This is a genomic window from Moorena sp. SIO2C4 (genome assembly GCF_010672485.1).
GTDB classification, from domain to species: domain Bacteria; phylum Cyanobacteriota; class Cyanobacteriia; order Cyanobacteriales; family Coleofasciculaceae; genus Moorena; species Moorena producens.
Window position 1 is genome coordinate 1 of sequence record NZ_JAAHGN010000398.1, and the last position, 6352, is coordinate 6352.

Genomic DNA, 6352 nt, shown 5'->3' on the forward strand with positions numbered 1-6352 from the left:
AGGCACGTAAGTGGCTGACTTGCCCAGCATTTAAGGCCGTAGGCCACGCTACGCGAACGGCTTTGTTTATCAGTACATATATTATAGCAATTTTATAATACCCTGTGCAAAATTCATCCCACACCTAATGCTACGCATTAGGTGTGGGATGAATTTTGCCGGACAGCTAATTGTCGTGTCTACCTGCAACAAACTTTTTTTCACCTTTGGTAATGGAGAATTGGGAATTGGGAATTAGATTACAATTAGCGATTACCCATTCCCCATTAGCCATTACCCATTGCCGTTGAAGATTTAAGTTAATATAAAACCTCTAGACGCACAGCAGCAGTGCCGGATCTTTCAAGTCCGATAACTCGGGCTGCGCCCCTGGAAAGGTCAATGAGCCGACTCCTGCTGTGGGGTCCACGGTCATTAATTCGCACAATGACGGAGCGACCATTTCTCATGTTAGTCACCCGCACCCTAGTCCCAAACCGCAAGGTACGATGAGCAGCAGTCAGGGCGTATTGATTAAATCGCTCACCACTGGCAGTGCGTCGGCCATGGAAACCCGGACCATACCAAGAAGCCATACCCCTCATCTGACTTCTTACTCGTCGAGTGGTACTCCTAGCTACTTTCTGTACTCTTCGTGGTTTTGGTGCTGGCGGTAAGTCGGCAATTTCTTTGAGAGGGGGAGCGTAACCGATCAGCCGTCGCAATCGATTAGTAGCTTGTAGAGCATCTTCAGCCAGGTCTTTAGTGGTATCTGGCAGAATTGTATTCTGATCAACTTGGACTAATTCTTCCTGATTGACTTGGATGCTGTAGCTTTTGTAGGAACCATTCCAACGGACAGTGATTGACTCAGCATTGACATTGTTGCGATGAAGTTCATTGATCCGAGCAGCAACCACTTGAGCCCGCTGAATTGAGTCATTTTCTGACCCCTTAGCATCCGATATCGTAGCGTTGCCTGGGGCAACAGAAGACGGAGTTGCTATCTTTTCAACCTCAGTAGCAACTCTGTCTTTGCTAGGGTCAGTATTGATTCCCTGTGAACCTAGGAAAGTCAGAACAGGAATACTGCGGACATACAGTGTAGCTGCCTGACGTCCTGCCAGTTGATAAGCATAAATATTGGTAATGATTTCTGAGGTACTGGCAGTCCTCAGTTGCTCTGGAAACTCAGCCAATTGAAACTCTGGTGTGGGCTGAGCTGGTAGTTTTTTTATTGCTGCAGTTGCGCTAGATGGCAATTCTTGTGCCAGTTGGGTATCAGAATTTCCTTTCACAGTCTGAACAACTGTCTCAGCGGATGAGACAGGAGTTGATGTTGTTGTACCGAGAACTGTTGTTAGGAAAGAAGCGGTGATGCCACCCCAAATTTTTTGATTCATAGGTCTGTTGTCTACGATAATTGGCAGTTTTAGGCATTATGGTGCTGCAAGAAACCCAGCAACATAACTTCAACTTGCCCATTAACTCCTCACAAATTGGTTATTAGTGATTTAACTAAAAACCTGAAACAGAATACCATGAAGTTTCTGATGGTGGAATCCCCATTTTATGAAGCTGTTACTAATAACTTGTCAAAATCGACTGTTGTAGATTGACCACAAACTAAGTTATATTAGTGGTTAGAGCTTTTGTGAAGTTTTTGTGAAGTAACGCCAATAATAGTTAATTCTTATCAATCCCATCAAGATCTGCGAAATAACTAATGAATCAACCTCAACAAATTTCCTCTATAAAGTAAACTTGAATACAGACTAGGTGCAACCAATTCTGGTAAGAAAGGGCGCTGACCACGGCGCTGACCACGGCGCTGACCACTACCTTCATCAAAACACTACTGATCTGACCCTATTTGCCCCCTAGGTCTTGATCGACACTACCCTGTAAGATCAGGTCAGGATAATTACCCTTAATAAAAATCTCCCTATCTCCCCATCTCCCCACACCTCCGTTTCTCCCCATCTTCCCCACCCTCTCCTTAATTATGGGTATTCAACCAGACTTGATATAAAATACATCCTGCATTTCTAGCTCAAAAGCATTTTTGTTTTCCCATGGATTATCGAGACGCTGGTGTTGATATTGAGGCAGGTCGAGGATTTATTAACCAAATCCGTAGCCTGGTAAAAAGTACCCACCGTTCGGAAGTATTAGGTGGACTAGGTGGTTTTAGTGGTTGCTTTCAGCTGCCAGTTGGATATACTGAGCCAGTGCTGGTATCTGGAACTGATGGAGTTGGTACTAAACTCAAATTGGCTCAAGACCTCAACCGCCATGACACTGTTGGCATTGATTTGGTAGCGATGTGCGTCAACGATGTCTTGACTGTTGGTGCGGAACCCCTGTTTTTCTTGGATTATTTAGCCACTGGCAAGCTCAACCAACAACAACTGACTCAGGTTGTTGCCGGTATTGCCCAAGGTTGTCGTCTGGCTGGGTGTGCTTTACTAGGAGGGGAAACCGCAGAAATGCCTGGTTTCTACGAACTCGCTGAGTATGACCTAGCAGGATTTTGTGTAGGAATTGTGGAAAAGAGCCGCATGCTTGACGGTTCCCAAGTCCAAATTGGAGATGTGGTAATTGGTTTGGCCAGTCAGGGCGTCCACAGCAATGGTTTTAGTCTGATCCGGAAAATTGTTCAGGATTCCCCAGACAACGCTCTTTCCTGGGACATAACTCCGGAATTTTTAGCTGGTAAAAGCTTAGGGGAGGAATTGTTGACACCAACTCAGATTTACGTCAAACCGGTGCTTGATGCTCGTAGGGCTGGTATCGAGATTCACGGTATGGCTCACATTACTGGCGGCGGTATCCCAGAAAACCTCCCTCGTTGCCTGGGTGCTGGACAATCCGTCCAGATTTATCCCAACAGCTGGGTGATTCCACCAATTTTTAAGTGGCTAGCCCAAACAGGTCAGGTTAGTCCTCAGGCAATGTTTGATACCTATAATATGGGGATTGGTTTTGTGCTGATTGTTCCTCAACAGCAGGTTGAGCAAACCCTAACATCGTTTAATTCACAGCAGGTAAATGCATGTAAAATTGGTGAAGTAATCCCAGGGGATGGTGGTGTTGTTGGTCTAGTTACATACTCCCGACGCTCATGAGTCACGCATAGAGCGCGGGCTTCTCAGGGACTCCTGCTATTGCATCGGACGCTACCTGAGCTTTATTGACGGAATGCCCTACCGCCAAATACTTGATATTGATTGCTGCATTGTGGTCACGGTCAATCGTCAGCCCGCATTCAGAACAGTTATGAAGCCTGTCTGAGAGCGTTTTTGGGACTTTTGCACCACATTCAGAGCAGTTTTGAGAAGTGCCGTTTGGATTCACCGCAATTGCCAACAATCCGGCTCTTTCAGCCTTGATTGAGAGAATTTGCAGGAATTGACCCCATCCAGCATCCGTAACAGATTTTGCCAGCCTAGATTTGGCTAGACCTTTGATGTTCAGCTTTTCATGTGCTAAATTCTTGCCTTGAGATAAAAGCTTTTTGGCGGTTTTGTAGTGAAAGTCTTTGCGCTGATTTGAAACTTTCAAGTGAGCTTTAGCGACTCGCTTAATAGCTTTCTTTCGACGGTTGGAACCTTTCTTCTTACGAGAAAGTGAGCGCTGCAACCGTTTCAGGCATCTCTCTGCTTTGCGATAGTGTTGAGGAATTGGCTCGTATGCCCCCGAATCATCTACCAGAAACTCTTTCAATCCCATATCAATCCCAATGGTATTATCGAGACTTGGAGCATCAGGAGTAAGAACGGGAACCGACGAATCTTGTAACGACAACGTGATGTAATACCCATCCGCTTTCTTGGTAATAGTTGCTGTTTTCACTTTGAAGCCATCTGGCAACGGACGATGCAGAATCATTTTCAACTTGCCAATCTTTGGTAGCTGGATCAATCGCCCGTCAATATGTTCTGGCTTAATGGGATCTGGAAACGCAATTGAACGATAACGCCCAACTCCTTTGAACCGGGGCTTACCGCTTCGCTTGCCGTTGCAATCCCCTTGGAGCCATCGATCAAACGTCTTTTTTACTCGTGCAATCACATCTTGCAGAGTATGTGACGGCAGATCCTTGTATTCGGGGAACAGCTTTTTCGAGTTGACCAGATCCCGTTTCTGAGCATAGAAATCAGGACGGTCTTTCAATTCTGGGAGATGACATACCAATGGACAGGCATTAATATCGCAGCGATTTTGCTCCCACCAATTAAACCGCTCTGCCAGCCGATAGTTGTATTGCCGACGGCAAATGTCAAGCCATTGGTCAATGGTGACTTGCTGTTGTCGAGTCAATCTTAATCGGTACTGGTAGGCGGTTCGCATAGGAAAAAATATTGTCGTGATACTATTGTAGTGCATATTTCCATACACTGCAATCATGACCAGTAAAGAAACAATCCAGATTCGACTCCCTAAAACCGAAAAAGATCGACTGGATTCCTATTGTCGAAAAACCGAAAGATCCATCACGGATGTTCTGCGGGAATTTATTCGTTCATTGCCTGAGTGAGTTGCTCGTCTCGTCGGTGTGGGTCGCACTCGCCTCAGTTCCTTCGGCATTGATTGACCCACCCTCCTCATCTAGCTCGCATTCTTCCCGACGCTCACCCTTCGGGTAGAGCGCGGGGCTGCTGCTGCTTTAGCTCATCCCGTGATCCGATCAGGCTTCTGGGTGGGCAGTCTCTCAATCATTAGACTTCGCGGCAGTTGTCAGGGAATAGGGAATAGGGAATAGGGAATAGGGAATAGGTCTCAAAATTGACTTAGAAGCTATCCAAAATGATTGCTTAGTTATTTTTGCAAGAGGTCTATTCTCTCAATCAGAAACTCAAAAGGGTGGCTCAGTTATTGAGGGTTCTGCCTTCAGGATTGCTATTCCCAAATCTGTAGTGGAGAGCGATCGCGCTTCAAACAATGCCATCATGTCACGAGGCTTGGGATTACCCCGAGATGCTCCTGCTAGACCTCTGGCAATAACTAAACCACAATAGCCCTGATTTTCACAACCCTCCTCCCACTGCTCGCGGGCAGCAGCATGGTTGGTATCGGTTTCAGAAAACTCTCCTAACAAATAAAGACTGCTGTTTTCTGTTTGGATAATGCCAAGGTCGTAGCGTGTGCCCTCAAAGGGGTCTTCCCCTGAATTAAAGCAAATCCCTTTGATTCCACCAGCAGTCTGGATCTGTTCTATCAACACTTGTGCCTTTGGTCGGGTGGTTTGAATCAAAATAACTGGCATGCCTTCCCCGATTGCTTTAATATTCTGAGACTGATAGGATTTGACACCAGAGCGAATAGATTCTATTGCTTCCCAAGACATCATGCCCAGCTTGAGGAAAGCATCCTTTGGCACAAGGTCATCCCGTAAGGGTATGGTCATCGACCCTGAATCGAAATCATCTTCCTCGGACTCAATTGCCATCTCTAACAACTCATCCGCTAGGTCAGGATGGGTGTTAACTTTAACGTTAACAGTAGATTTTGCTTCTAGGGGTACCGGGATGCGGTAACGCTTACCAATCTTGGGTAAGTTTTCGTCATCTAATTGCTCATGGTAATCGTGAACAAATCGCTGAATGGCTTCTAGGGCAACATAAATGGCGATCGCTTCTTCTTCATAAATATAAGGTCGCATTCCTTCCAAGGGATGGACTGTACCAAAGCCAGGTACAATCTCTGATACTGGCAAATCAGCTAAATCAATATCATCCTCTTCATCCTCATCTTCGGTATCATCCCCAAACCGCCCGAAGGTTAAAAACAAGCAATCTTGCCCTAAGAAAGCTTGTTCCATCTTGTCCCACGAGTCATCTGCCAGCACTGATGATCGGAACCGTTTCAGGGAATCCCAGGACCGATATAGTAGTACCCCGTACTCCATACCCAGCATACCCATTACTGAGACGTATAGAGTTTCCAAATCCCAGCGATTTAATTCAATCGAGATAATCTGATGATCAGCCACTACTTCCCAAGCAGCTTCATGCCAAATTTCATAGGCTTTTTCTATAAGTAGGTCGGCATACTTAGGTGGTAGCTGGGGTTGTCGAGTAGCCGCCATTTCCTCAAATCCCCGAAACAGTTCGTCAATCAAGGGTAAATTGGGTACATAATCAATTCCAATGTCTAACCCTTGAAGGACACCTCGCAAAAAAAACTGAATTTCTCGGTTACGAACAACAATCTTTGAGGGTCGTGCTGGTCTGGCGGGGCTTTGGGGATGTTCCATGGCTTGCATAAGGGCACGAACAATCGCTTCTGGTCCCATTGTTGGTGATACTAAATAACGTCGGGTAGGGTAAGAGTGGAGATCTCGTTGGTGTCCGGACCGTGAAAAAAAAAA

General features: G+C 45.9%; 5 protein-coding genes. 2 read left to right on the forward strand and 3 right to left on the reverse strand.

The window, feature by feature from the left end:
- Positions 1–299 precede the first annotated feature (299 nt).
- Positions 300–1382, reverse strand: a complete 1083-nt coding sequence (locus tag F6K20_RS20020; protein ID WP_008179597.1) for a septal ring lytic transglycosylase RlpA family protein — start codon at positions 1380–1382, stop codon at positions 300–302.
- A 672-nt stretch (positions 1383–2054) separates the two neighbouring features.
- Between F6K20_RS20020 and purM the strand changes: the two genes are divergently transcribed.
- Positions 2055–3107 carry a phosphoribosylformylglycinamidine cyclo-ligase gene (gene purM, locus F6K20_RS20025; RefSeq protein ID WP_008179594.1) on the forward strand — a complete coding sequence of 351 codons (1053 nt, stop codon included), beginning with the start codon at positions 2055–2057 and terminating at the stop codon, positions 3105–3107.
- Between the two features lies 1 nt (position 3108).
- On the opposite strand, the gene F6K20_RS20030 is transcribed toward purM, so the two are convergent.
- Positions 3109–4332 (reverse strand): RNA-guided endonuclease InsQ/TnpB family protein, encoded by a 1224-nt coding sequence (locus F6K20_RS20030; protein WP_044492266.1) that lies wholly within the window; start codon positions 4330–4332, stop codon positions 3109–3111.
- 55 nt (positions 4333–4387) lie between these two features.
- Here F6K20_RS20030 and F6K20_RS20035 point away from each other — a divergent pair, with 55 nt between their 5' ends.
- A complete protein-coding gene (locus F6K20_RS20035; protein WP_008179590.1) occupies positions 4388–4519 on the forward strand; it encodes a ribbon-helix-helix protein, CopG family in 132 nt (43 codons plus the stop codon).
- Between the two features lie 318 nt (positions 4520–4837).
- Here F6K20_RS20035 and F6K20_RS20040 read toward each other — a convergent pair.
- Positions 4838–6352 (reverse strand): DUF6930 domain-containing protein (locus F6K20_RS20040; RefSeq protein ID WP_287295788.1); only part of this gene is annotated, 1515 nt, incomplete at its 5' end.

Excerpts from the sequence above, each read along its gene's own strand:
- purM (WP_008179594.1), top strand. The coding sequence starts at position 2,055 with ATGGATTATCGAGACGCTGGTGTTGATATTGAGGCAGGTCGAGGATTT.
- F6K20_RS20030 (WP_044492266.1), bottom strand. The coding sequence starts at position 4,332 with ATGCGAACCGCCTACCAGTACCGATTAAGATTGACTCGACAACAGCAA.
- F6K20_RS20035 (WP_008179590.1), top strand. The coding sequence starts at position 4,388 with ATGACCAGTAAAGAAACAATCCAGATTCGACTCCCTAAAACCGAAAAA.
- F6K20_RS20020 (WP_008179597.1), bottom strand. The coding sequence starts at position 1,382 with ATGAATCAAAAAATTTGGGGTGGCATCACCGCTTCTTTCCTAACAACA.